This window comes from Sphingopyxis chilensis (assembly GCF_035930445.1).
Classification (GTDB): Bacteria; Pseudomonadota; Alphaproteobacteria; order Sphingomonadales; family Sphingomonadaceae; genus Sphingopyxis; species Sphingopyxis chilensis.
Genome location: NZ_CP142394.1, coordinates 434,765 through 458,753, shown reverse-complemented (window position 1 = coordinate 458,753; position 23,989 = coordinate 434,765). Strand labels below are relative to the sequence as shown.

Here is a 23,989-nt window from a genome sequence, read left to right as displayed (position 1 = left end):
ATTATACGATAATACAGATATAACGATGGCGTACAGCCGGGCAAGGGAGGAATGGATGAAATCGGCACGGCACACGCGGAGATGGGCGATCGGGGCGGCAGGGGCCGCCCTTTTCGCGATGCTCGGCGCCGGCGTGGCACCCGCCCAAGGCGTCGCCCCCGCTGACACGCCAGCGAAATCGGCTCCGCACGCGCCGGCGCGGCAGCCGAACATCCTCTTTATCCTGATCGATGACATGGGATATGCCGACCTGTCGCTGACCGGCAACAAGCTGGTTGCGACGCCGAACATCGACGCGCTCGCCCGCGACGGCATGGTGATGACGCAATTCTACGATGCCGCGCCGATCTGTTCGCCCTCGCGCGCCGGCTTCATGACCGGTCGCTTCCCTGCCCGCGATCGTTTCGTGACCTATATCCACGATCGCAAGCGCAACCGTAACTTCGGGCAGGCCGACTGGCTCGACCCGTCGCTCCCCATGCTGCCGCGCCTGATGCGACAGGCCGGCTATGCTACCGGCCATTTCGGCAAATGGCACCTCGGTGGCGGGCGCGACATCGGCGACGCGCCGCTGCCGTCAGCCTATGGCTTCGACGAAAGCTATACTCAATGGGAAGGCCTCGGCCCGCGCGTCCTGCCGACCGACCTTACCAACAAGCTGGGCCAGCAGAGCGCCGAACTGGGACAGGGCCCGGTCGAATGGCTGCCGCGCGCCGAGATCACCGGCCGCTTCATCGACAAGACGATCGATTTCGTGGGGCGCAGCAAGGACCGTCCGTGGTTCGCGCAGCTGTGGCTGACCGACATGCACACGCCGTGGGTGCCCAGCGCCGCGCAGCTCGCCGCGACCAAGGGCAAGGGCGCCACGCCGCGCGAGGACCAGTTCCTCGCCGTGCTCGTCGCGATGGATGCCGAGATCGGCCGGCTCGTCGATGGGCTGCGGCAGGCCGGCGAGCTTGACGATACGCTGATCGTCTTCACCTCCGACAACGGCCCCACCATCGGCGCCGATACCCCGGGGTCGGCGGCGCCCTATCGCGGCCGGAAAGCGAGCCTGTACGAAGGCGGAATACGCCAGCCTCTGATCGTGCGCTGGCCCGGCCATATCGCCGGCGGCGGCCGCGACGCACAGAGCGTGACGCAGGCGGTCGACCTGCTTCCGACCCTCGCGGCCATCACCGGCGCCGAAAAGCCAGCGGGGATCGACGGCATCGATATGTCCGCCGCCTGGCGCGGCCAGCCGATCGCCACGCGCCCCGACATCTACAGCCATATCGCACGCCCCGGCGGCGAAGCCTTCGGCCCGCTCTATTCGATCCGCTCGGGCCCGTGGAAGCTGTTGATGAACGCCGACGGCGGTGGCGCCGAACTCTACAATATCGAAGAGGATCCGCGGGAACAGCGTGATCGAAAGACCGAAGATCCCGCGACCGCCGCCAAGCTGTCGGCGAAGCTTTCGAAGTGGATCGCGAGCTTGCCGCAACCAGCCTTGCCCCGGCGCCGCGCCAGATAGCGCACGGGCAGCTAACCGGCGGCTTCGCGCCGAATTTTATCATATTAATTCTATACATATCAGATTTGAAGGGGGAGAAGTTCACAATGCGAAACAAGATAATCCTGGCGTGCACGACATCGGCCTTGGGGCTCATCGCCATGCCTTCGGCGGCGCTGGCACAGGACCAGGACGGGCAGGTCACCGTCGACTCGGCGCCCGAAGATCCGCAGGCCGACGACGCGATCGTCGTCACCGCAATTCAGCGCAGCCTCGAAACCTCGCAGGCGATCAAGGAGGATTCGGACCAGATCGTCGATTCGATCGTGGCCGAGGATATCGGCAAGCTGCCCGACGTCACCGCGACCGAATCGCTCGCGCGCATCACCGGCGTCCAGGTCGATTATGCTAATGGCACCGCCGCCGGCACCCGCGTGCGCGGCCTGCCCAATATCGCGACGACATACAACGGGCGCGAACTCTTCACCGGCCAGGGCCGCGCCGTCGCGCTCCAGGATTTCCCGTCGAGCAGCATCGCGCGCCTCGACGTCTATAAATCGGGCAGTGCCAATCTGCTCGAACCCGGCGTCGCGGGCCTGATCGACGTGCGTGCCCGCAAACCGCTCGACTTCAAAGGCGACCGCATCGCGGGCGGCATCAGCGGGGTGCATTGGAAGCAATCGCAAAAGCTGGGCGTCGACGCAAACCTCCTCCTCAGCAAACGGTGGGACACGGGGATCGGCGAGATCGGCTTCTTGATCGAGGGATCCTACACCGACCTCAAATTCCTCGATTCCTCGCGCAACGTCGCGCAGGCGATCCTCGTGCGCAACAACGTGCCCGGGCTCGGCACGATCCGTTATCCGTCGTTCGTCAACATCAACTATAACACCGCCGACCGCTATCGCCCGTCGGTGGCGACCGCGCTGCAATGGCGGCCGAGCAACGAACTCGAATTTTATGCCGACTTCCTGTTCCAAGGCTATCGGAGCAGCGGCTATGGCAGCAACCTCCAGATCAACTCGGGCGTGCAGGCCAATCTGAGCGACATCGAACTGTTCTCCGGCACCAACCAGGTCAAGAGCATGACGGCGACTGCCGGCGGCATCCCGACCGGCAACCAGAATGTCGTGACGGGAAAGACCGACACCTATCAGGCGGGCACCGGCTTTATCTGGAAGCGCGACGGGCTGAAGATCACGGGCGACGTCGCCTTCACCGATTCGACCTTCACGCGGCGGACGACGCAGTTCAACTATTCGCTCGTCGTCCCGCAACCGACGCGCACCTATGATTTCGACACCGATATCGGCGCCGGTGGCGGCACCGTCGTCGTCGACGATTTCCCCGTCAACGACCCGTCGCGCTATCGCATGGTGGGGCTCGGCGAGAATGGCGAGCGCAACCACGGCCGCGACTGGCAGGGGCGGCTCGACCTCGATTACCGGATGGGGCCGACGGGCATTACCAACGTCCAGGCCGGCGTCCGCTTCAACAGCCGCGACTTCGATTTCGCCAATTATTCGGAAAGCGGCAACGCGCCCGCCGGCCAATTCTATTCGCTGCTGCCGCTCGAATACAGCACCGTCGCACCGGGCTTTCGCGGCGACAAGGTGCCGGTCACGCGCGTTTTCCTGACCCCGACCACCGACAGCATCATGGACAATCTGGACTTCCTGCGCGACCTCACGGGCGACCGCACCGAAGTCCCGCCGCTCGACCGGGTCTATTTCGGCAACGAAAAGGGATATGCGGGCTATGTCCAGGGCCGCTATGCCTTCGACATCGGCAGCATGACGGTCGACGGCCTCGTCGGCTTGCGCGCCGTTCGCACCGAGACCGAAATCAACGGCTTTGACCGGGTAACAACGGGCGGCGTTACCACGGTGACGCCGGTGTCGCAGTCGAATAGCTACACCGACTTCCTGCCCAACATCAGCGCGCGCATTCGCCTGGCACCGAAGCTGCAACTCCGCCTCGCTTTCACCGAAACGCGCACGCGTCCCGGTTTCGGCGACCTCAACCCGTCGCTGACCATCGGCGCGCCTTCGGCGATCTGCAACACCGATCCGAACGATGTCGATTGCGTCCGCAATGCTTCGGGCGGCAACGCCGACCTCGATCCGATCAAGTCGCAGAATTACGACGCGTCGCTCGAATGGTATTTCTCGCGCGGCGGCTCGCTGACCTTCGGCGCCTTCCAGCGCGACGTGACCGGCTTCATCTCCGATTTCACGACCGATATCGACGACGCCGAATTCGGCCGGCTGCGCGTCACACGTCCGTTCAACGGCGGCGAAGGCCGCCTGCGCGGCATCGAAGCGGCGTTCCGCACCTTCCTGCGCTTCCCGCAACTGCCTGAATGGCTGCAGAATTTCGGTGTCCTCGCGAACTATACCTATATCGACCATGGAACCGAATTGCCCGATGCGCTGGCCGCGACCCTGCCGGGCAAGCAGCGGATCGCCGGTGTGTCGAACCATATCGCGAACGCGTCGGTCTTTTACGAGAACCAGTCCTTCTCGGCCCGGCTTTCGTATAATTACCGTTCGGACTTCGTGGCCGACTATAACCGGGTCAACGATCCGTTGCTCGGGAATGCGGTGCTCGGCCCGACAACACCGATCATCGAGGATGGCCGCGGCAGCCTCGACTTCAACGCGACGCTCGATCCGACGAAGAATGTGACGATCGCGTTCAGCGCGACGAACCTGCTCGGCGCGGCGGCAACGAACCGCCGGCAATATGACGCCGAGGGCCACAGCTATCCGTGGCAGACGCGTTTCCTCGAGACGATCTACCGCGTCGGCGTCCGCTTCCGCTTCTGATCCCAACCTCCTTGGGTCCCATTGGCCCGCAATCGCCACCTGGCGATTGCGGGCTTCTTTTTGCGGCGCACCGGACGCCGTGCGCGTCATTCGCCCGCCGCGGCCCGCGCACGCTTGCGCTTCCCCTTGCCGCGCTTGCCTTTACCCGGTCCCGGCGCCTTGCCGCCTTCCAGCCGGCCCTTCACCACGCCGCCGTCGACCTTCCTCGGCCACGGGTCGACGAAGCTTTTCGCGGCCCAGTCCTCCCACTGCTTCGCCATGCGCGCGGCGATGTCGGGGTGCGCGGCGGCAAGGTCGCGCGTCTCGGTCCGGTCGCTGCTCATGTCATAAAGCTGCCAGGGCGTGCCGAATTGCGCGACCAGCTTCCACTTGCCGTCGCGCACCGCCTTGTTGCCCTCATGCTCCCAGAATATCGGCACGCTGCGCGTCAGTGCCTCGCCTTCGAACGCGCCGGCAAAGCTGCGCCCCGACATCGGGCGGATGTCGTGCCCGTCAAAGCGCGCCGGATATTTGGCGCCGACCAGCTCCACCAGCGTCGGCATGACATCGACGAGATGGCCCGGCTCGCGCACCATCGTGCCGCGAACCTTCGCGTCGATCCCGGCGGGCCACGAGACGATCAGCGGCGTCGCGATTCCGCCTTCCTCGGCATAATGTTTGAAATAGCGGAACGGCGTGTTCTGGAGTGTCGCCCAGTTGAGCCCGACGAAGACGTTCGAATTCTTCCCGCCCCACGGCGCCGCGCCGGTGCGTCCGTCGGGGCCGCTTTCGGCGTTGCCGCCATTGTCCGACATGAAGAGGATCAACGTGTTGTCGAACTCGCCGCGCGCCTTCAGGTCGGCGACCAGCGTTCCGACCGCCTTGTCCATCCGCGAAACCGCGGCGGCATAGACGGCCATGATCGTGTCGAACCGATCCTTGTCCGCGGCCGACATCTTGTCCCAGTCATAGGCTTCGGGCAACGCGCCGGGCAGCGCCGCATCGGGGGCTATCAGCCCCATCGCCTTCTGGCGCTCCAAGCGGTCGCGGCGCAGCTTTTCCCAGCCCGCCATATATTTGCCCTTGAACTTCGCGATCTCGTCGGCGGGCGCCATCACCGGGAAATGGACGGCGGTAAACGGCAGATAGAGGAAGAAGGGCTTTCCTTCCGCTTTCGCTTCATCAACGAAACGCACGGTCCAGTCGACCAGCATGTCCGACGCATACCATTCGCCCTTGCCCACTTCGGGCGAATCGAGCCGGGTGCGCTGACCGTCGATCATGGCGAACTCGCGGCCCGGCTGGTTCGGGAAATAGGTCCCGCCCTTGTGAAAGAGGGATCGGTCGAACCCCACTTCTTTCGGCGGCGTGCCGTTCTGCGCGCCGATATGCCATTTACCCGCCATTCCCGTGAAATAGCCTGCGGGCTTCAGCACCTCGGCGATCGTGACCGCGCGGTCGGCGATACGGCCCTGCAAACCGCCCGCCCCGGCGCGCACGACGCTGTCGAGCCCTCCCATTCCCGCTTCGTGCGGATAAAGCCCCGTCAGCAGCGACGCGCGCGACGGGCTGCAACGCGCCGTATTGTAGAATTGGGTGAAGCGAAGGCCGTTTTTGGCCAGCGCGTCGAGGTTGGGCGTGGTGATCTCGCTGCCATAGGGCCCGATATCCGAAAATCCCATGTCGTCGACGAGGATGACGATCACATTGGGGCGCTTGGCCTGCTCCGCCGGTGCCGGCGCGGCGGACCGTGCCGTGGCTTGCCCGGTCGCCGCGTGCGCGCACGGCCCCGCGAGCAGCGCAAATGCCGCGGCGGTCGCCGCAGCCCCGCGCATGGCACGCCTTATCGACTTCGAAACTTTCATGCTTAACCCTCTCGCAGACGACCCCGATTGAATTGGCCTATTTATCTGACAAGATTTGTCGCAGAAGTATGTTAGTCGAATATATAGCCACCGGTTATGGGCCTGTATCGCCTTTGAAGACGCGCGCACGCCATGCTTCGATCATGATGCCTGCGTCCCCACCTGAGAGGCATTTCATGATCGCCAGCCCCTATCTTCTTTATCTTGGCCATGTGAACGACGAAGTCGGCATCAAGACGTCGCGCGGCCTTGCGGTTTTCCGGCCCGACGATTGTATCGGCGAATTCCGCCATGACGATTGCGAGCTGTCGCTGGGCCTGCCTCGCATGGGCTTTGCCGAAGCGGTCGCCGCAGGCGCCCGGACGCTTGTGCTCGGCATCGCCAATGCGGGGGGCAAGCTGGGCGACGACCTCGTCCGCGATGCCGTCGCGGCGATCGAGGCGGGGCTCGACGTCGCCTCCGGCCTCCACAACCGGCTGCGCGACGAGCCGGCGCTGGTCGAAGCGGCCAGGCGCCATGGCCGCACGCTCCACGACGTCCGCGATCCGCGCCCCGACATCCCGATCGGCAATGGCAAGCGCCGCGCCGGCAAGCGTCTGCTCGCCGTCGGCACCGATTGTTCGGTCGGCAAGATGTACGCGACTCTCTGCCTCGAACGCGCGATGCGCGCGCGGGGCATGGCGGCCGATTTCCGCGCGACGGGCCAGACGGGCATTCTGATCGCCGGCAGCGGCGTGCCGCTCGACGCGGTGATCGCCGATTTCATCTCGGGCGCCATCGAACAGTTGTCGCCCGCGCGCGACGATGACGGATGGGACCTGATCGAGGGTCAGGGTTCGCTTTTCCACCCCTCCTTCGCCGGGGTTTCGACGGGCCTCCTGCACGGCGCGCAGCCCGACGCGCTGGTGCTCTGCCACGACCCCGTGCGCCCGCACATGCGCGGGCTGCCGCACTATCCCATGCCCGGGCTTCGGGAGACCCTCGACGCGAACCTTCAGGTCGCGGGGCTCACCAACCCCGGCGTCCGCGCCGTCGGCGTCGCGCTCAATACCTCCAAGCTTTCGCCTGCCGAGGCAGAACGGCTGTGCGCCGAGACCGCCGACGCGCTCGGCCTGCCCTGCACCGACCCCTTTTCCATGGGAGTAGATCCCATCATCGACTGGATCGCCACATGCTTCGAACCCTCGCCGCGCAAAGCGACGCTTTCCCTCTAGCCCGGCCGTTCCGCATCTCGCGCGGGGTCAAGACCGTCGCGGATGTGGTGACGGTCGAAATCGGCTGCGACGGTGTCACCGGGCGCGGCGAAGGCGTGCCCTATCCGCGCTATGGCGAATCGATCGCGAGCGCGCTTGCGGCGATCGAGGAGGCACGCGGCGCGATCGAGGCCGGCGCGACGCGCAACGAACTTCAGCACATCATGCCCGCGGGCGCGGCGCGTAACGCGGTCGACTGCGCGCTATGGGATCTCGAGGCGAAATCGTCGCGCGAATGCGTCACCGCCCGCCTCGGCCGCCCGCCGCTGGGCGCGACCCCGACGGCGATCACCGTCAGCCTCGACGATCCCGCCGCGATGGGCACCGCCGCCCGCGCGCTCGCCCGCGTCCCGCTGATCAAGATCAAGGTCGACAGCAGCGACCCCGAAACGCAGATCCGCACCGTGCGCAATGCAGCGCCCGCCCCGCGCGTCATCGTCGATCCCAACGAAAGCTGGACCTTCGCCGAGGTCGAGCGGCTCCAGCCCCTGCTCGCCGAATTGCGCATCGACCTGCTCGAACAGCCACTCCCGGCCGACGACGACGACGCGCTCGCGGGCTTCGCCCCACTCGTCCCGATCGCCGCGGATGAATCAGCGCATGTCGCGGGCGACGTCGGCGCGCTCGCCGAAAAATACCAGGTCATCAACATCAAGCTCGACAAGACCGGCGGGCTGACCGGCGCGCTCGCGCTCGCCGATGCCGCCGCCGCCGCGGGGCTGGGCGTGATGACCGGCAGCATGATTTCCTCGTCCCTGTCGATCGCGCCCGCGCTGATAATCGCGGCGCGATCGGCCTTCGTCGATCTCGACGGCCCCTTGTGGCTGGCGAACGATCGGCCGGGCGGCGTCGGACACGGCACAGGTGTCTTGACGCCGCCCGCACGAGGCTTTTGGGGAACGGCATAAAGTCCTTAGCTATGTAAGAAAAAAGGGGTGTCGCACATGATCCGCTCTCTCAGGACAACCACCGCGATCGCCGCGCTTTGCGTCGCGGGCGCCATCGCGGTGCCGCAAGGAACCGCCCAGACGGAGGTCGCAGCCGACGTGATCCTGCGCGGCGGCACGGTCTATAGCGGCGAGGCCGCACCCTTTCGCGGCGACGTCGCGATACGCGGCGACCGCATCACCTATGTCGGGCCCAAGGCGCCCGGAACGGCGACGCGAACGATCGACGCGACCGGGCTGATCGTCGCGCCCGGCTTCATCGATCCCCACACCCATGTGAACGAGGCGCTCGCCTCCTCCGATCCCGCCGCGCGGCTCGTCCTCCCCTTCCTGACGCAGGGCGTCACAACCGCCTTCATCGGCGTCGATGGTGGCGGCGATCCCGATATCGCTCGCACATTCGGAACCGCAAAGGCCGCGAGTGGCGATGGCGAAGCGGGCCTCGGCCAGTCGATGCGCGACTTCGGGATCAATTTCGCTGCCTATGTGGGCCTCGGCGCGGTGCGTGCCAAGGTGATCGGCGCCGCCGATCGCGCCCCCACGCCCGCCGAGCTCGCGCAGATGGCCGACCTTGTCGACAAGGCGATGTGCGATGGCGCGCTGGGCCTGTCGACCGGCCTTTTCTATGCGCCGCAAAGCTTCGCCAAGCGCGACGAGGTGGTCGCGCTCGCCAAGGCAGCGGCGGCAAAAGGCGGCATCTACGACAGCCATTTGCGCGATGAATCGAGCTATACGATCGGCCTCGCCGCCGCCGTCGATGAAGCGCTCGCGATCGGCCGCGACGCCGGCATTCCGGTGCATATCGCGCATATCAAGGCGCTCGGCGTCGATGTGCATGGCCAGGCCGGCGCGGTGATCGCGCAGATCGAGAAGGCGCAAAAGGCCGGCCAGGTCGTCCATGCCGACCAATATCCCTGGTCGGCGTCGGGCACGGGGCTTTCGGCCGCGCTCCTCCCCCGCTGGGCGCAGGACGGCGGGCGCGCGGCGATGCTGAAGCGTTTCGACGACGGCGCCACGATGGCGCGGATGCGGCCCGAGATCGCTGAGAATCTGCGCCGCCGCGGCGGTCCCGCATCGCTACTCATCACCTCGGGGCCCGCAGGGGTCGAGGGCAAGACTCTCGAAGATGTCGCAAAGGAACAAGGCGTCGATCCGGTCGATGCCGCGATCGCGGTGCTTCGCCAGCGCGAGGCGGGGGTCGCCTCGTTCAACCAAAGCGAGGCCGACATTGCCGCCTTCATGACCCGCCCGTGGGTCGTCACCAGTTCGGACGCCTCGCGCGGCCACCCGCGCTACTACGCCTCCTATGCGCGCAAATATGCGACCTATGTGAAGGACAAGCGCGTCCTCGACCTCCGTCGCTTCATCGCGCAGAGCACGACCACCACCGCGCGCCTGTTCGGGCTGGAGGACCGCGGCGAACTCAAGGCCGGCGCCTTCGCCGACGTCATCGCCTTCGATCCCGAGACCTTCGCCCCGCGCGCCGACTATGCGGATCCGGCGCTCTTTTCGACAGGGATGCGCTTCGTTCTCGTCAACGGGGTGCTCGCGCTCGAAGACGGCGCGCCGACCGGTGCCGCAGGCGGAAAGCCGCTGCCGCGCACGCCGGTGGCGGGCTGCCAATAATCCAGGGAAAAGCGCCGGTCGCCCGGTGGCACGGAGGCGTCCTTCACGCAAAAAAATAAACAAACAAAACAAGGGGTAAGACACATGATCAGATCAACGCCGATCGTATCGACCGCGGCTCTCGCCACCGCGCTGCTGTGGGGCGCACCCGTTCTCGCGCAGGAAGCACCCGCGCCCGCCGCCGAAACCTATGCCGATGCGGAAATCACCGTGACCGGCAGCCGCATCCAGCGTGACGGCTTCCGCGCCCCGACCCCGCTCACCGTGCTCAATTCGGAGGATATCGAAAGCTCGGCGCCCGCGAATATCGCCGACTATGTCAACGACATCCCCTCGCTTGTCGGCAGCGTCACGCCGGCCAGCTCGAACCTCAACATCAGCGCGGGCACCGCCGGCGTCAACGCGCTCAACCTGCGCGCGCTCGGCACCGCGCGCACGCTCGTGCTGCTCGACGGCCAGCGGTCGGTCGGATCGACGATGACCGGGCTCGTCGACGTGAACACCTTTCCGCAAGGCCTGATCAAGAGCGTCGAGATCGTGACTGGCGGCGCCTCGGCGGCCTATGGCTCCGACGCCGTGTCGGGCGTCGTCAACTTCATCCTCGACAAGGAATATACGGGGATCAAGGGATCGGCCGAATATGGCATCACCACCTATGGCGACGCGCCCAGCTATCGCGCCACGCTGACCGCGGGCACCGCCTTTGCAGGCGGACGCGGGCACCTGCTCCTGAATGGCGAGATCGCGATCAAGGACGGGCTGCACAGCGTGCCGCGCGACTGGAACCAGCAAGGTTGGTATACGATCAACAACCCCGCCTATGCGCCAGGCAACGGCGCACCCGAACGGCTCGTCGTGTCGGGCGCCGGGCTCAGCCTCGCGACACCGGGCGGCATCATCACCGATACCGCGCTGCGCGGCACCGTCTTCGGCCGCGGCGGCGCGGTCGGCCAGTTCGATTATGGCACCGTCCGCAACCCGTGGATGATCGGCGGCGACTGGGAATCGACGCAGGTGAACAGCTTCCAGTCGCTTGACCCCGCCGAAAATCGCAAGAGCCTGTTCGGGCGCCTCAGCTTCGAAGTCTCCGACGGACTCAATCTCTTCGTCCAGGCCTCCTACGCCAAGTCGAAGAATCTCGGCCTCCTCGGCGTCCAGCTCAACCAGGCGAATGTCACCATTCAGGCGGACAATGCTTTCCTGCCACAGTCGGTACGGGACGAACTGGCGCTTCAGGGCATCGACGAATTCACGCTCGGTACCACCAACGCCAACCTGCCGATCCGCAAGAATGACACGAAGCGCGAACTGCAGCGCTATGTCGTCGGCGCCAATGGCGACTTCGACCTGTTCGGATCGAGCGCGCGCTGGGACGTCTATTACCAGAAGGGGATCAGCCGGACGCGCGAAATGGCGCGCGACATCAGCAACAATGCGCGCCTCGCGCTCGCGCAGGACGCGGTGTTCGCGCCCGCCGGCAACGCGCTCGGCGTGGCCGAGGGCACGATCGTCTGCCGCTCGTCGCTCACCAGCCCCGACAATGGCTGCGTGCCTTTCAACCGCATCGGCATCGGCACCGCGAGCCAAGAAGGGCTGGACTATGTGCTCGGCAACCCGTTCCGCCGCCAGAAATTCCAGCAGGACGTCTTCGCCGCGAACCTGTCGTTCGACGCCTTCGAGCTGCCCGCGGGCCCGGTGTCGGTCGCCATCGGCGGCGAGCACCGGCGCGAGAAAGTGTCGGGCGACGTGGCGGAAGAGTTTCAGACCGGCTGGTTCGTCGGCAATTTCCTGCCCAGCTTCGGTTCCTACAACGTCAGCGAGGCCTATCTCGAACTCGCGGTTCCGGTGTTCGATGGGCTCGACCTCAACGGCGCGGTGCGCGGCACCGATTATTCGACCTCCGGCTATGTCACGACGTGGAAAGCGGGGCTGACCTGGGAACCGATCCCCGACATCCGCTTCCGCGCGACGCGCTCGCGCGACATTCGCGCGCCCAACCTCGGCGAATTGTTCACCGCAGGCTCGACGCGCATCAATGTGCTGATCGACCCGACGCAGAACAACGCTTCGGTGCAATTCGCCGGAACGACGCGCGGCAACCCGCAGCTCGACCCCGAAAAAGCCGACCAATGGGGCGTCGGCGTCGTGCTGCAACCGCGCTTCATTCCCGGCCTCGCGCTGTCGGCCGACTATTATGATATCAAGATCAACGGCGCCATCGGCACCGTCGCCGCGCAAACGATCGTCGATCGCTGCGCCGAGGGCGTGCAAGCCTTCTGCGAAGCGGTCGTGCGCGGCCCCAATGATTTCGGCAACAATCTGCAGGTCTTCGAAAGCCCGTTCAACTTCGCGGTTCAGCGCGCGACGGGGATCGATTTCGAAGGCTCGTACCGGATGCCGGTCGGCAGCGGCGACCTGACGCTGCGTGCGATGGCGACACGCTATATCAAGAATTATTTCGACAACGGCATCGATGCGCCGACCGACACGGTGGGTCAGAACGCGCCCGGCGGCACGCCCAAATGGCTCTATCGCATCCAGGCCAATTGGGCGACCGACGATATCAATTTCAACCTGACGGGCCGCGGCATTTCGAGCGGCGTCTATGACAACAGCTTCGTCGAATGCACGTCGGGCTGTCCGGCATCGACGGTGACCAACCGGACGATCAACGACAATCGCATCGCGGGCGCCTTCTATCTCGACACCTCGCTGACCTTCGACGTCGCGATGGCGGGCAAGGAGCTCGAACTCTATCTCGCGGTGAACAATCTGCTCAACAAGGATCCGGCGGTCGTGGCGGCGGGACCTGCGGGCAGCGCCTATGCGACGCCCGCGACCAACCAGTCGCTCTATGACCTGCTCGGCCGGACCTATCGCGTCGGCATCCGCTTCAAGCTGTGACGAAAGGACGGTCGATGAAACGCCTTACGCTCTCGCTCGCGGCGCTGCTCGCCAGCACCGCGCCCGCCTTCGCCCAGCATTATGACGTGCTGATCCGTGGCGGTACGCTCTATGACGGTACGGGGGGTCCCGCGCGCACCGCCGACGTCGCTATAACGGGCGACCGCATCGCGGCGGTCGGGTCGATCCCGGCCGGCGCGAGGGCGACGACGCTGGTCGATGCCGCCGGCCGGATCGTCGCGCCGGGCTTCATCGACCCCCATTCGCACGCGGCGCCGAACATCCAGACGAAGGAACTCGCAGCCGCGCTGCCGATGCTGCACCAGGGGATCACGACGCTGGCGATCAATCCCGATGGCGGCGGGCCGGCCGAACTGGGCCAGCAGATCACCGACCTCAACACCAACATCCCCGGGGTCAACGTCATCCCGCTGATCGGCCACAATGCGGTGCGGCGCGCGGTGATGGGCGATGTCGCGCGGCTCGCGACCGCCGATGAGCAAGCGAAAATGGAAGGGCTCGTCACTGCGGCGATGGCGGCGGGCGCCTATGGCCTGTCCGACGGCCCCTTCTATATTCCGGGCAAATATTCGAACACCGCCGAAATCGTCGGCCTCGCCAAGGCGGCGGCGCGCTTCCCCGGCGCCTTGTACATCAGCCACATCCGCGACGAAGGCAATTACGACGTCGGCGTCGTTGCCGCGGTCGACGAAGTGATCACCGTCGCGCGCGAGGCGAAAATCCCCGGCATCGTCACCCATATCAAGGTGCTGGGGCCACAGGTCTGGGGCAAGTCGGCCGACGTCATCGCCAATATCAACAAGGCGCGCGCCGATGGGCTTGAGATCTGGGCCGACCAATATCCCTATTCGGCGTCGGGATCGAGCCTGATGGCCTCGCTCGTTCCCGGCTGGGCGCAGGAGGGCGGCGCGGCCGCGCTCGCCAAGCGGCTCCGGGATCCCGCGATGCGCGCGAAGATCCGCGTCGAGATGGTGCCGAACCTCGAACGCCGCGCCGGGCCGCACGCGCTGATGATCCGCAGCTTCGCACCCGACCCGTCGCTCGAGGGCAAGAGGCTCGACGAGATTGGCCGGATCAAGGGCATGGATCCCCTCGACGCCGCGATCGACATGCTGATCGCGGGCGGCGCGCCGACCGTCTCGTTCAACATGAGCGACGCCGATGTCGAGGCCTTCATGCGCCAGCCGTGGACGATGACCTCGACCGACGGCGGCCTGCCGCATTTCGGCAAGACGTCCGAACATCCGCGCGCCTATGGCGCCTTCCCGCGCAAGTTGCGAGGCTATGTGCTCGACAAGCCGGTGATCCCGATGGCGCAGGCAATCCATGCCGCGACCGGCCTGCCCGCGAAGATCCTCGGCGTTCCCGACCGCGGCCTGCTGCGCGAAGGCGCTTTTGCCGACGTGATCGTCTTCGATCCCGATAACATACGCGACCTTGCGACCTATGAGCGGCCGCACGCCTATTCGGTCGGCATCGACTATGTCTTCGTCAACGGAAAGGCCGCGCTCGCGAAAGGAAAACCGGTCGCCGAACGTTATGGCCGCGTGCTGCTCCGGCCGCGCTGACGCAGCGACCCCCGCCTTGCGGCGATGCAAAATATCTTGCCGCGGGGCAGGGCACGGCTAGGGTCCGTACCCAATTAGGGCGTCGTCGAGGTTTCAAGCAAAATGGCTCAGTGCGAGGAGAGAAGGCGAAGACATATGCCGCCGATATTTCGAGACTTCTCGACGAAGCAATGGACCATTTTGATCAAATCCCGCAGGGACGCCGCCATAATTGAGTACGGACTCTCGGCATGGCGGGGATGAACCTGCGCCATATCGAGATATTCCACGCGGTCTACACTAACGGGTCGGTCAGCGCCGCGGCGCGCGCGCTCAATATTTCGCAGCCTTCGGTGTCGAAGACGCTGCGCCACGCCGAATCGATCCTCGGCTTCCCGCTGTTCGAACGCTCGGCCGGGCGCCTCGTCGCGACCGACGACGCGCACGCGCTGTTCGCCGAGGTCAACGAAATCCAGGACCGCGTTCACGCGCTGCGCGAAGGCGCGCGCAACCTGCGCCGCGGCGCCGGAATGAAGCTGCGTATCTCCGCGCTCCCGTCGCTGGCGCTCGGCGTCCTGCCCGAAGCCGTCGCGCGGTTCCTCACCAGCCATCCCCACGTCAATTTCGACCTGCAAACGGTCCATCATGACGATCTCGTCCGCAAGCTCTACGAGCGCGAAACCGACGTCGCGATCGCGGTCGAGGTGCCGCAGAACGCCCCGATCGGCAGCCGGTGGCTCGGCGAGGGCGAACTGGTCGTCCTCTATCGCGAAGCCGACCTGCCCGAAGCGCCACCGCGTCTCGCGCTTCGGGACCTGCGCGAACATCGCTTTATCAGCGTCGCGGCGAGCGGCCCGATCGGAGAGATCTTCGTCGAGGAACAGCGCCGGCTCGGGCTCGAGTTCGACCATGCGATGTCGGCGCGCACCTTCTATATCGCGACCGCGCTCGTTCGCGCAGGCGTCGGGCTGACCGTCGTCGACAGCTTTACCGCGCAGGCCGCGCTGGCGCCGGGCCTCGCGATCCGTCCGCTGACGCCGCCGCTGACCTTCGATCTTTATGCGATGTATTATCACAATCGCCCCCCCACCGCGCTGACGACCGATTTTTTGAAAGTCGTGGCAGAGGTCATCGACGGGATATAGCGACGGGTTATGGATAGACGCACATTCGCTATGCGGTCCGGGCCGCACCTCCGACTAGGCTCGCGGGCCATGGATTGTCTTCCATCCCGTCCCACACGACGGCCCGCCGGGCGATGATGCGCGGCTGGTTCGCCATTCCGCTCTGGAAACGCGTGCTCGGCGGGCTCGTGCTCGGACTGTTGCTCGCGCTCGTCTGGCCGGATGCGGCGCCCAAGGTCGCGGTGTTCGGCGATCTGTTCGTGCGCGCGATCCGGATGCTCGTCGCGCCGATCGTGCTCGTGACCATCGCCGCAGGGATCACCTCGCTCGCCGACCCCAAGCGCCTCGGATCGCTCGGCGGGCGGACGGTCGGTCTGTTCGCGCTGACGACGGCGATCGCGGTGTCGGTGGGCATGGCCGTCGCAATGATCGTCGAGCCCGGCGTCGCCGCCCCCGTCGGCACCGCCGCGCCCAAGGCGCTCGGCGACCCGGTGCCGCTCTATGACCAGCTCGTCGGCATCATCCCGCTCAACATCGTCGAGGCGCTGGCGAAAGGCGACATGCTGGCGCTGATCTTCGTCGCGATCCTCGTCGGCGTGGGCACCGTGCTCGCGGGCGAGGCCGGAAAACCCTTCGCCGGTCTGCTGCAGTCGCTGTCGGCGGTGCTGTTGAAGATCGTCGGGCTGGTGATGGAGGCGACCCCGATCGGCGTGTTCGCGCTGATCGCCAATGCCGTCGCCGCCAACGGCGCCGCAGTCTTCGTCAACATCGGCTGGCTGGCGCTCGCCGTCGTCCTGGGATCGGCGATCCAGATCGTCCTCGTCCACAGCCTTATCCTGCGGCTGCTCGCGCGCCTGCCCGTTTTCACTTTCTTCCGCGGCATCGTCGATGCGCTCGTCGTCGCTTTCTCGACCGCCTCTTCCTCGGCGACCTTGCCGGTTGCGATGACCGTCGCTGGCAGGAACCTCGGCATATCGTCCAGCGTCTATTCGACCGTGCTGCCGCTCGGCGCCAGCATCGGCAAGGACGGCACGGCCATGTATGTCGGCCTGCTCAGCATATTCAGCCTGCAGGCTTTCGGCGTGCCGATCGATGCCGGAACTCTAGCGATCATATTGCTCACCGGCGCGCTCGCGGCGTTCGGCACCGCGCCGGTTCCGTCGGCGTCGCTCTTCATGCTCGCCGCGGTGCTTTCGGCGGTCGGCGTCCCCGCCGAGCAGACCGCGCTGATCGTTGGTTTCGTGCTTCCGTTCGACCGGTTGCTCGACATGACCCGCACGGTTCCGAGCGCCAGCGCCAATCTGGTCGTCGCCACCACCGTCGCGCGGTGGGAAGGCGAGCTTGACCAGTCCATCTACCGCTCGCCGCCCCGGCGCTAGGGCTATTTCCCCGGTGCGACGCGCATCGCCGCGCCGCCGCCCGGCGCCAGCCACAATTTATAGCTATCGCCCTTCTTCACCCTGATCGTTTCGTAGGCGATGCGGTGCCGCGCTTCGGTCAGATAAGTGGCGCCCTCGCCATCCTTCCAGATCGTCGCGGTATAGGTCTTGCCCGGGTCGAGGAAATCGAATGTCAGCGTCAGCGTGCGTTCGGTCGCATCATTGACCCCGCCGACATACCAGTCGGCGCTGGCGCGGTCCTTGCGCGCGAAGATCGCATAGTCGCCAACCTCACCCGCGACCAGCTTGCTTTCAGCCCAGTCAGCCGGGACTGCCTTGATGAATTCGAGCTCGCGCGGATGCGCTTCGAGATTTTCGATGAAGTCCGCCGCCATCTGGATCGGCGAATAAAGCGCGAGGTAGAGGCCAAGCTGTTTGGCGAGCGTCGAGGCGAGCGGCACGTCCTGCGCGCCCTTCAGGCTGAGCACGCCGGGGGTATAGTCCATCGGACCCGACAGCATCCGCGTGTAGACGAGCGTCGGTTCATGATCGGGGCCGTTGGCGAAGGCACCCCAGGCATTATATTCCATGCCCCGGGCGCCTTCGCGTGCGACCCAGTTGGGATAGGTGCGACGAAGGCCCGTGTCCTTCACCGGTTCGTGCGGATTGACCGCGACATGATATTTGGCGGCGATCTCGACGACCTTCAGATGGTGTTGCACCTGCCGCTGCCCATCGTGCCATTCCATACGCTTCGTCCCCGGCGTGTCGCCCGGCGCGATAATCCCGCCCGCGTCGGCGACATAGCCGGTCTTGACCGTCCCCACGCCGAGCCGGCCGTAAAGCTTCATCGCATCGTCAAGCTGCGCCTCATATACCGCGATATTGCCGCCCGTTTCGTGGTGTCCGATCAGCTGGACGCCCTTTTTCCGTCCGTAATCGGTGACCGCCTTCAGGTCGAAGTCAGGGGTCGCCTCGGTAAAACTATATTCGTCGCCATGGCCGAACCAGTTGCCGTTCCAGCCCTTGTTCCAGCCCTCGACCAGCACGCCGCCGAAACCATGCTTCGCTGCGAAATCGATATATTGCTTGGTCCGTTCGGTGGTCGCGCCATGCTGCGGGCCTTCGGCCCAGCTCCACGGCCCCCGGATCATCCCCCACCAGATGCCGATATATTTCATCGGCTTGAACCAGCTCGTGTCGCCCAGCTTGTTCGGCTCGTTGAGGTTGAGCTCCAAGTCGTTTTCGACCAGTCCCGCCGCATCGTCGGCGATGCGGATCGTCCGCCACGGGGTTGCGAACGGCAGGTCGCGGATGACGCGCGGCCCTTGCGACGACGGCGACAGGGTCGCACGGAATTTCCGTCCCTCGACACGCCTGAACCACATGCCGGCATAATCGACGAGCGCGGCTTCATGGAACGACAGGTGCGTGCCGTCGTCGAGGCGCATCGTGATCGGCGTATGCGCGGTCGCGACCGCGTCGATCGGCGTGTGCTGGTAAATCTGCTCGTAACGGTTCCACTCGCCGCCGGCGATCCACCAGGCCGTGCCCTCGGGCGCGATGTCGAATTCGGTGATCTCGTCGGCGATCTTCGCGGTCGCCAGCCCCGCCTGCTCGGGCAATTCATAGCGGAAACCGACTCCGTCGTCGAACAGGCGGAAGCGGACATTCATCGCATGTCCCCCCCAGCTTTCATTCTGGCGGAAGCGGACGAGCAGCTCGTTGTGGCGGTCGCGCACGAAACGGCGTTCGCCCCACGGCTGTTCCCAGCGCGTATCGCCACTCGCGCGCTCGGCGCTCTCGATCGCGAAGCCGCGCTGGAGCGCGATGCCGTCGGTAAGCAGAAAGCCGAGTTTCGAGGGCGCGAGCAGCAGCTTGCCCTTGCGCGACAGCGACCAGGTCGGGCGCTGATCGTTGTCGGTGGTCACGGTCAGCACGATATCGCCGTTGGGCGACGTAGCGGTCTGCTGCGGCCGCGCATCCTGCGCCGCGGCGGGAACTGCCGCGGCGGCGAGCAGCGGGAGGGCGACAAACAGGCTACGCATCAATTTTTTCCTTCGAGTTTCAGCCAGAGGGCGCCGCACGGCGGCAAATGCGCCGGGTCGGCGCCGTTCAACAGGATAATCGGCTCCGCGCCGGCACAGCGCCCGGCGATATCGATCGCCCCGCCGCCGAGATTGAAGAGGCAGCGGACATGCTCGCCGCCCGCGACGCGATCGAACCCGAGCAGGTCGCCGTCGGCAATCCAGTGCGCGTTGGCGCCCAGTCGTAGCGCCGGGTGCGCCGCGCGCAAGGCAATCAGACGGCGGGTGAGGTTGAGCAGCGATGCGGGGTCGTCGTGCTGCCGATCGACTGCGAGGTCGCCGTGCGTGGCGCCGAGCGGCAGCCACGGGTCGACGCTCGAAAATCCCGCATGGCTTTCGCCCGACGCCCAGGGGAGCGGCGTCCGCGCGCCGTCGCGCGAAAGGGTCAGCGGCCAATTCTTGAGTGCCTCGGGATCCTTGACCAGCTCGAACGGGATTTCGACCTGGTCGAGCCCCAGCTCCTCGCCATTGTAGATGATGATATTGCCGCGCAGCGCGCAGAGCAGCGCCATCTTCATTCGAGCAAAGGCGGCAGGCTCGACGCTTCCGGGGGTCCATCGCGATACCGCGCGCGGTGCGTCGTGATTCTCGAACGCCCAGCTTGGCCAGCCTGTACCCGGCGCGTCGGGCCATTGTTCGGCCGCCTCGCGCACCAGTTGCGGCGTCAGCTTGTCGGCATAGAGGAAGTCGAAGCCATAGGCGGTGCTCAGCCGTCCTTCACCCGCGGTGAACAATTTCATCTCGCGCACCGCATCGTCGCCGCCGACCTCGGCCACCGTGAAGCGGCCCGGATATTCATCGGTCAGCGCGCGGATGCGTTCGAGGAACAGCGGGATGTCGGGGTGCGACTGGTTATAGATTTTCTGCTGGAAATCGAACGGCCGGGTGCGGGCCTTGTTCGACGGCGGCGCGGGCGGATTGTCACGAAGTTCGGGGTCGTGCATCGAAAAATTGATCGCATCGATGCGAAAGCCGTCGACCCCGCGATCGAGCCAGAAGCGCACGACGCCGAGCAGCGCCTCCTGCACCGCGCGATTATGGACGTTGAGCTGCGGCTGCGACCCCAGGAAATTGTGCATATAATATTGGCCGCGGCGCGCGTCCCACGTCCACGCCGGGCCGCCGAACACCGACTGCCAGTTGGTCGGCGGCGATCCGTCGACCTTTGCATCGGCCCAGACATACCAGTCGGCCTTGTCATTGTCCTTGTTCGCGCGGCTCTCGGCGAACCATGTGTGACGGTCGGAGGTGTGCGCGAAGACGAGGTCGGTCGTGACCTTCAGCCCCAGCGCGTGCGCGCGCGCGACGAGCGCATCGAAATCGGCGAGCGAGCCGAAGATCGGATCGACATCGCAATAATTGGCGATGTCGTATCCGAAATCGTCCATCGGCGAGGGGTAGAACGGCGACAGCCAGATCGCGTCGACACCAAGGCTGGCGATATAGTCGAGCCGCGCGGTGATTCCGGCAAGGTCGCCGACGCCGTCGCCGTTCGAATCGGCGAAGCTGCGAGGATAGACCTGATAGATCACCGCCCCCTTCCACCACGGCGTCTCGGGGGCGACGGAAAGGCTTTGATCCTGAACGAGGGGCTGGTTGGTCGTCACGCGTTTTTTCGCTTATTCGCTGGCCTGGCAGATGATCGTACCGAGGGCGGGGAGGGAAAGGTGGAGGCTGCCGGGCGCGGCGGGCGTGACCGGGCAATCGCCGTGGAGCGCGGTAAAGGCCGTGCTTTTCACATTGATGGCAATGTTTGCCGCGAGCGGCGCCGCGGACGTATTGAACGCCAGCAGCACCTCGCGCCCGGTTTCGGGGTCGAAACGCGATACCGCCAACAGGCCGGGCTTTTCGGCGAAGGCACGCACCTTGGTCGTGCCGCGCGACAATGCCGGGGTCTTGCGGCGTAACTGCGATAATGCCGCGATATGTCGATAGAGCGGATGCGCGGGGTCGAAATTCGCCGCCGCAGTCGTGGCATTGCTGCCGATCAGGTCATTGTCGTTATAGGCGGCGACCGTCGACGCGAACATATCCTCGCGCGCGAGCTGGTCCTTGTCGTCCGAGACGAACCCCTGTTCGTCGCCATAATAGATCGTCGGCACCCCGCGCAGCGTCAACAGCATCGCATGGCCGAGCATCACGCGCTGGAGCAGTTCGGCCTCGCTCGCCCCGGGGTTCGCCGCCTTCACGAACATCGAAAAGCGGCCCATATCGTGATTGCCGAGGAAGGTGGGCAATTCGAGCGCCGCACCTGCCCCACCCTTATAGAGCAGGTCGCCGTCAAACAGCTTCGCGAACTGATCGGTGCCTTTCGTACCGCTGACCGCGTCGATCGCCGCACGCGCGAAACCGAAATCGAGGACCGCGGGGAGGTCCGCCGCGTGCGTGTACCAGGCAAGCGCGCCCGGATCGACCGCATCGACATAGACCTCGCCGAAGATGTGGAAATTGGGGATGCCGCGCGCCTTTGCCCGCGCCTGCATCGCGGGGACGAACGCCTGCCAGAATTCGGGGTTCACATGCTTCGCGGTGTCGATGCGGAACCCGTCGATACCGAAATCGTCGATCCAGCGGCCATAGATGTCGATAAAGCCCTGGACGACGCGCGGGTCTTCGGTTGCGAGGTCGTCGAGCCCCGAAAAATCCCCGTACAGCGCCGACTCGCCGACCCAATCGCTGTTGCCGCGATTGTGATAATAGACGGGGTCGTTGAGCCACGCCGGGACCTTCACCCTCTCCTCGCCCTTCGGCACGACGGGCGTATAGGCGAAAGCCGGATCGGTCAGCTTTTTCCAATTCTCTGCCGTCGCGACATGATCGCCCGCAAAGCCGGGATTGATCGCGGGACCTTCCGGTCCCCCGCGCCGCGAGAAAGGATAATCGGCAAGGCTGCGGTAGCGGAAGCCCCGCGCCGCATCCTCCTTGTAGCGGATGACGTCGGCAGTGTGGTTGGCGATGATGTCCATATAGACTTTCATCCCCCGCGCATGCGCGGCATCGACGAACGCCTTGAACTCTTCATTGGTCCCGAAATGCGGATCTACAGACGTGAAGTCGGTCACCCAATAGCCGTGATAGCCCGCGCTCTCCTCGCCCTTGGGCCCCTGCACCGGCTTGTTCTTGAAGATCGGCGCGAACCAGATCGCCGTCGCGCCCAGCCCCTCGATATAGTCGAGCCGCTTCGTCAGCCCCGCAAGGTCGCCGCCGTGGAAAAAGCCCTTGGCGCTCGGGTCATAGCCCGTGGCGAGCCGGTCGCCCTCCAGCCCCCCGCGATCGTTCTGCGGATCGCCATTCTCGAAACGGTCGGGAAGCACGAAATAGATGACCTCGTCCGTCGCCGGCCGCTGGCGGTAATCCTCCACGGCGGCGGCGGGCGCGGTACCCGCGAGGCTCAGCGCGATTACCGATGCGATCAGGCTCATGCCATCACTCCTGCCGCGCAATGCTGCGCGATGAAATCCTCGTGGGCGGGCAGACGTGACGCGGTGCGCGCGACGATCGTTTCGATGTCGGCGAAAAAGCCAGCCAATTCGTCGCGAGTGAGCTGATCGGCCATCGGATGATAACCGCCGGGCAGGATATTCTGGCCCGTCAGCACCTGGAACCAGCCGATCTCGATGAATAATTCGTCGGCTTCGCGAACGATCTGGCCCTGGCTTCGAAACAGCTCGATCTTGCCCGCCAGCGTATCGGGAATGCCCATCTCGCGGCAACGAACCCAGAAGGGCGAGTCCGTGCGCTGGTTGGCGTGATAGTGGAGGATGACGAAGTCGCGGACGCGTTCGTAATCGAAGCGCATCCGGCGGTTATAGGCCTCGATATTGGCGGCATCGAAATCGCGATCGGGGAAGTGCGCGAGCAGTTTGGCGATGCCGTTCTGGATCAGGTGGATGCTGGTCGATTCGAGCGGTTCGAGGAAACCCGAAGCGAGGCCCAATGCGACGACATTGCCGTTCCACGCTTTCTTGCGCATACCCGTCCGGAAACGCAGCGTCCGCGGATCGGCGAGCGGGCGGCCCTCGATGTTGGCGAGCAGGACCGTGGCCGCCTCATCCTCACTGATGAAATCGCTGCAAAAGACATGACCGTTCCCCGTCCGGTGCTGGAGCGGAATGCGCCATTGCCAGCCGGCCCGATGTGCGATCGCCTGTGTATAGGGGCGCGGCGGGCCGGCGTTTTCGCTCGGCACCGCGATAGCGCGATCGCAGGGAAGCCAGTGCGTCCAGTCCTCAAAGCCGGTTTCGAGCGCCTCCTCGATCAGCAGCGCGCGAAAACCCGAACAGTCGATAAAAAGTTCGCCGGCGACTTGTTCGCCACTTTCGAGGACGACGGCTTCGACATGACCGCTTTCACCGTGGCGCTTGACGCTGTCGATCTTCCCCTCGGTCCGTACGACGCCTGCCTGTTCCGCCATCTTGCGCAGATAGGCGGCATAAAGCGCGGCATCGAAATGAAAGGCATAGGCGATGCCGTCGAGGCTGGTGTCGGGAATGCGCTGCAGCCGCGCGAAGCGGTTCTGGCGCCCCGCGGTTTCGTTCAGCGAATAATCGCCAAGCCATCCCGCGACACCCTCTTGCCGGCCCCGCAGCCAATATTGCTGGAACGGCAGCATGCCGAGGCTGCGCCCGATCTGCCCGAAGGCGTGCATATAGACGTCGCCGATCCGGCCCCAGTCGTGGAACTGGATACCCAGCTTGAACGTGCCGCCCGTTTCGCGGATGAATTCATTCTCGTCGATGCCGATCAGCGCGTTGAACAGCCGGATGGCGGGGATCGTCGCCTCGCCGACTCCGACGGTGCCGATCGCGTCGCTCTCGATCAGTCGGATCGACAGATTGTCCATCGTGCGCGACAGCGCCGCAGCGGCCATCCAGCCCGCCGTTCCGCCCCCGACGATCACCACCTTCGTGATGCGACTTTCGCCCACCCTGTTCCTT

Annotated in this window: 14 protein-coding genes; 9 read left to right on the top strand and 5 right to left on the bottom strand. The window is 65.5% G+C overall.

Annotated elements, in window-relative coordinates; translation table 11 throughout:
* The first annotated feature begins 55 nt into the window (after window positions 1-55).
* Window positions 56-1,513 carry a sulfatase-like hydrolase/transferase gene (locus VSX79_RS02115; RefSeq protein ID WP_326914286.1) on the top strand — a complete coding sequence of 486 codons (1,458 nt, stop codon included), beginning with the start codon at window positions 56-58 and terminating at the stop codon, window positions 1,511-1,513.
* An 86-nt stretch (window positions 1,514-1,599) separates the two neighbouring features.
* A complete protein-coding gene (locus tag VSX79_RS02110; protein WP_179499745.1) occupies window positions 1,600-4,320 on the top strand; it encodes a TonB-dependent receptor in 2,721 nt (906 codons plus the stop codon).
* 86 nt (window positions 4,321-4,406) lie between these two features.
* Here VSX79_RS02110 and VSX79_RS02105 read toward each other — a convergent pair whose 3' ends face one another.
* On the bottom strand, window positions 4,407-6,134 hold the full coding sequence (locus VSX79_RS02105; RefSeq protein ID WP_326914285.1) for an arylsulfatase: 1,728 nt from the start codon (window positions 6,132-6,134) through the stop codon (window positions 4,407-4,409).
* Window positions 6,135-6,340: 206 nt separating this feature from the next.
* Between VSX79_RS02105 and dgcN the strand changes: the two genes are divergently transcribed.
* From dgcN to VSX79_RS02070, 7 genes are all read left to right on the top strand, one after another.
* Window positions 6,341-7,378 (top strand): N-acetyltransferase DgcN, encoded by a 1,038-nt coding sequence (gene dgcN, locus VSX79_RS02100; protein ID WP_326914284.1) that lies wholly within the window; start codon window positions 6,341-6,343, stop codon window positions 7,376-7,378.
* Window positions 7,336-8,325, top strand: coding sequence for an N-acetyl-D-Glu racemase DgcA (dgcA, locus tag VSX79_RS02095; protein ID WP_179499742.1), 990 nt, complete (start codon window positions 7,336-7,338; stop codon window positions 8,323-8,325). The genes dgcN and dgcA overlap by 43 nt, the downstream gene beginning before the upstream one ends.
* 36 nt (window positions 8,326-8,361) lie before the next feature.
* Window positions 8,362-9,990, top strand: coding sequence for an N-acyl-D-amino-acid deacylase family protein (locus VSX79_RS02090; protein WP_179499741.1), 1,629 nt, complete (start codon window positions 8,362-8,364; stop codon window positions 9,988-9,990).
* Window positions 9,991-10,074: 84 nt separating this feature from the next.
* Entirely contained in the window at window positions 10,075-12,894 is a 2,820-nt protein-coding gene (locus VSX79_RS02085; RefSeq protein WP_326914283.1) for a TonB-dependent receptor domain-containing protein, read from the top strand.
* Window positions 12,895-12,908: 14 nt separating this feature from the next.
* Window positions 12,909-14,483: an N-acyl-D-amino-acid deacylase family protein gene (locus tag VSX79_RS02080; RefSeq protein WP_326914282.1), complete on the top strand. Its 1,575-nt coding sequence runs from the start codon at window positions 12,909-12,911 to the stop codon at window positions 14,481-14,483.
* Window positions 14,484-14,722: 239 nt separating this feature from the next.
* A complete protein-coding gene (locus VSX79_RS02075; RefSeq protein WP_179499782.1) occupies window positions 14,723-15,607 on the top strand; it encodes a LysR family transcriptional regulator in 885 nt (294 codons plus the stop codon).
* Window positions 15,608-15,720: 113 nt separating this feature from the next.
* Window positions 15,721-16,965 (top strand): dicarboxylate/amino acid:cation symporter, encoded by a 1,245-nt coding sequence (locus tag VSX79_RS02070; RefSeq protein ID WP_326914281.1) that lies wholly within the window; start codon window positions 15,721-15,723, stop codon window positions 16,963-16,965.
* Window positions 16,966-16,967: 2 nt separating this feature from the next.
* Here VSX79_RS02070 and VSX79_RS02065 read toward each other — a convergent pair whose 3' ends face one another.
* From VSX79_RS02065 to VSX79_RS02050, 4 genes are read right to left on the bottom strand one after another with little or no spacing between them, the layout of a single operon-like run.
* A complete protein-coding gene (locus VSX79_RS02065; protein ID WP_326914280.1) occupies window positions 16,968-19,013 on the bottom strand; it encodes a glycoside hydrolase family 97 protein in 2,046 nt (681 codons plus the stop codon).
* On the bottom strand, window positions 19,013-20,659 hold the full coding sequence (locus tag VSX79_RS02060) for an alpha-amylase family glycosyl hydrolase (RefSeq protein WP_326914279.1): 1,647 nt from the start codon (window positions 20,657-20,659) through the stop codon (window positions 19,013-19,015). Before VSX79_RS02060 ends, VSX79_RS02065 begins: the two co-directional genes overlap by 1 nt.
* Before the next feature lie 12 nt (window positions 20,660-20,671).
* Entirely contained in the window at window positions 20,672-22,474 is a 1,803-nt protein-coding gene (locus tag VSX79_RS02055; RefSeq protein ID WP_326914278.1) for an alpha-amylase family glycosyl hydrolase, read from the bottom strand.
* Window positions 22,471-23,979, bottom strand: coding sequence for a tryptophan halogenase family protein (locus tag VSX79_RS02050; protein ID WP_326914277.1), 1,509 nt, complete (start codon window positions 23,977-23,979; stop codon window positions 22,471-22,473). Before VSX79_RS02050 ends, VSX79_RS02055 begins: the two co-directional genes overlap by 4 nt.
* Window positions 23,980-23,989 lie beyond the last annotated feature (10 nt).